The 3,277-nt window shown below is 55.0% G+C and carries 2 protein-coding genes, 1 tRNA gene and 1 pseudogene; all 4 read right to left on the bottom strand.

Annotated elements, in window-relative coordinates; translation table 11 throughout:
- Nucleotides 1-524 (bottom strand): annotated as a pseudogene (locus ACIQ3A_RS14560) (hypothetical protein); the annotation flags it as partial.
- Nucleotides 525-688: 164 nt separating this feature from the next.
- Nucleotides 689-764, bottom strand: a tRNA-Phe gene (locus ACIQ3A_RS14555).
- Nucleotides 765-817: 53 nt separating this feature from the next.
- Nucleotides 818-1,480 (bottom strand): response regulator, encoded by a 663-nt coding sequence (locus ACIQ3A_RS14550; protein WP_396432443.1) that lies wholly within the window; start codon nt 1,478-1,480, stop codon nt 818-820.
- A 20-nt stretch (nt 1,481-1,500) separates the two neighbouring features.
- On the bottom strand, nt 1,501-3,277 hold a 1,777-nt coding region (locus ACIQ3A_RS14545), incomplete at its 5' end, for a sensor histidine kinase (RefSeq protein WP_396432442.1).

The following is a 3,277-nucleotide window of genomic DNA, read 5'->3' as shown; positions in this document are numbered from 1 at the left end:
GGACGACGGCCCATTTTTGCGTTGCGCCAAACTTCAAACTCGGCAATGTCTTTGTGTTTCAGCGTCTGCAGCTGTCTGTCGCCGAAGAAGGGAACGAGGTAGCGTTCAATGACTTGTATGTAGTCCTCGTAAATCTTTTTGCCCGTGCCAGCAGTCAAATCCCGCCGCATTTCCTCAACTGTGAGCGCCGCTATTTGACTGAATGTCTTACGGGCTGGCGCAAGTCCCATTCGCTCCCTAAAACGGGCTTCGTCGTAAAGCTCGCCAGCCACCCGCACAGCGTCAACCAACACAGTGCGCTTAGTCGTTTGCCTATGCCATTCATTGGCAAAGAGTTTGTAGCGGCACTGCCAAACTCGGCTGTGTGGGCGCTTGTACAGCACCAGTTCGCCGTCGCGCAGCGTGTGAATACGGGCTGCTGCGGTTGAGAGTCCGTTGTATGTCGTTTCAAACGACGCTGCGGGCGGTAGGCTGCTTTGCTGAGCCAAAGCCAGCGTGGGGTAGCTGAGCTGCGTCTGCTTCATACCCGCGCACAAGGTTTGGCCAACTGCTGCAGCTTTGCTGCTTTTTTCAGCACAGTGTCGCAGCGCCGCAAGTCAATGCCAGCAGCAAAGTTGTGCGAAGAGTGTGCGGGGGTGTGCGAGCAAAGAAAAACCCCACAGCCTCTTGCGAAACTGTGGGGTGTATCTGGTGGCCTGGAGTGGAATCGAACCACTGACACGCGGATTTTCAATCCGCTGCTCTACCAACTGAGCTACCGGGCCTGTTCAAAAATTATAGCAGAGTCACAAGTGCTTTCGGATGCGTTTCAGCAGCGTCAGCCATGGCGTTTGCTGCGGGACAAATCCACGCCCAACTGTTTGAGTTTTCTGTACAAATGCGTTCGTTCGAGGCCGGTCTTTTCTGCCACTTTGGTCATGGAACCCGCTTCATGGGCCAGATGAAATTCAAAGTATGCTTTTTCAAATGCATCACGCGCCTCGCGCAAGGGCCGATCAAGGTCAAAGCTTTGCTGCACTTCGAGCACCGCACTGATGACATTGCTGCTAGGCAAGGCTGAAGACAGCGCCGCGCTTGCTTGCATGGCCACGGCCGAACTCATGGCCTGTTTGACTTGATCCCGGGCAAGGCCCTGTTCCACCGCCTTGAGCAACTTTTGCAAGGTGATGGGTTTTTCCAAAAAGGCTTGCGCACCAATCTTGACCGCATCAACAGCCGTGTCGATGGTGGCATGACCACTCATCATGATCACGGGCATATTGAGCAAACCCGCTGTCGCCCATTCTTTCAAAAGGCTCACGCCGTCGGTGTCAGGCATCCAGATGTCGAGCAACACCAAGTCGGGACGCATGCGCAGCCGAACTTCACGGGCCATGGCTGCATTTTCGGCAAGTTCAACTTGATGCCCTTCGTCAAACAGGATTTCTGAGAGCAGGTCACGTATGCCGAGCTCGTCGTCAACCACCAAAATATTTGCCATATTGTTTGCCGTGTCTCTGTTCAATGGATGGGCTTGGTCAAGCTGCCCGTTGTGGATTCCAGTGCGAATGATAACGAGACTTGCGCACCCTTGATTTCGCCATCGTGCATCACGTTGCCCAGTTCAATTTTGGCCGCGTGTTCATCGGCGATTTTCTTCACCACCGCCAGCCCCAATCCTGTGCCTTTGGCCTTGGTTGTGACATAGGGTTCAAAGGCACGCTTGAGAATATTGGGCTCAAAACCGGGCCCCGTATCGGTCACGGTCAAACGAACCCGATTGCGTGAGGCGTTCCATTCTGTGCGCACGCCAACGCTCGCGTCCAACGGCACTTCACCTTTCAACTCACAGGCATCTTGTGCATTTTGAAGCAGGTTATGGATCACCTGTCTCAACTGTTGCTCGTCCCCCAAAATGGGTGGGCATGCGGGATCAAGCGCCATGATCACCGGGGCCCGATGGATGTGATCGCTTGGCTCATTTGCATAAAGAACCATCAAATCAGCAATCAGGTCATTGAGCTTCACCGGCTTGAGATCGGCTGAAGGCAAGCGGGCATAGTCACGAAATTCATTGACAAGGCGCTTCATGGAGTCAACCTGATCCACGATCGTTTTGACTGATTTGTTTAGCACAGCATCGTCTTGGGGATCCAGCTTGCCAATCAATTTTCGCTGCAGCCTTTCTGCAGAAAGTTGTATCGGGGTGAGCGGGTTCTTGATCTCGTGCGCCAAACGCCTGGCCACTTCGCCCCAGGCTTGTGCGCGTTCAGCCGACACAATTTCAGAGATGTCATCAAACACCAGCAGGCGCATACCGTCAGGCAACACTGCCCCCCGCGCCAGCAATGTCAGGGCTGTCTCCGTCAGCCCCTGACCCGTGGCGTGAACTTCAAAAGATTTTTGCCAGTGGTCCAGTTCATGGGCATCTTTGTCCAATCGAAGGGTGGCGAACTGCTCAGCTACGCCTTGTGCAAAACCTTCCAGTTCTGGCAGGCTGAGCAGCGGCAAACCTTTGTAGACGGCAACAGGGACTCGCAAAATGCGGGTGGCGCCTGGATTGGCCGACTGAATCACGCCTTGTGCATCCAGCACCATGACGCCTGCCGTCAGATTGTCCAGGATGGTTTGCAAATTGCCGCGTGCGGTATCCAGTTGAACCAGACTGCGTTGCACGTTCGTGCGGGCGTCAGACAACTGCTGCGTCATGTCTGCAAATGAACGGGTCAAGCCACCAAGTTCATCTTTGCCTTGCAAGGCCAGCTTGGGCGTCAAGTCGCCCGAGGCCACTTGACGCATGCCGTGTGCCAGCAACAACAAGGGGCGCGCCAATTGGTTGCCCAACACCACGGCCAGCAGGATCGCACCGAGTACGGCCAAGAACAAACTGAGCGTCAGCGTACCGATGTACATGCGCCGCAAGCCTTCACGGGCCAGCGCCCGTTCCTGGTACTCACGGTAAGCACCCTGCACTTCCAGTGCATTGTTGACCAGCGTGGGTGGCAAGTCTTGTGTCACCAACAACAAGCGGCGGTCTTCGTCAAATGAAAGTCCTGATTGAGGCAGCAAAACCAGCACCTTGATGCGCCCTTGATCACCCCCGGGTATGGTTTCGTCCAGTCCCTCCACCCACTCAACACTGCCTTTTTTCTTCGCGTCTTTGAGTTGCTGGATTGGGGGAAGTTCGGGCCGAATTTGAAATCTGGATTGCCCGGCACTGGCGACCATGCGTCCGCTGGTTGTCCAGAGCACCGCATCACTGACACCCAGTTGCTCACGCATTTTTTCCAGCGCAATG

The organism is Limnohabitans sp., assembly GCF_044361985.1.
Taxonomy (GTDB): Bacteria; Pseudomonadota; Gammaproteobacteria; order Burkholderiales; family Burkholderiaceae_C; genus Limnohabitans_A.
The sequence above is the reverse complement of the archived record's forward strand: the minus strand, read 5'-3'. Positions and strand labels throughout refer to the sequence as shown.

Excerpts from the sequence above, each read along its gene's own strand:
- ACIQ3A_RS14550 (WP_396432443.1), bottom strand. The coding sequence starts at position 1,480 with ATGGCAAATATTTTGGTGGTTGACGACGAGCTCGGCATACGTGACCTG.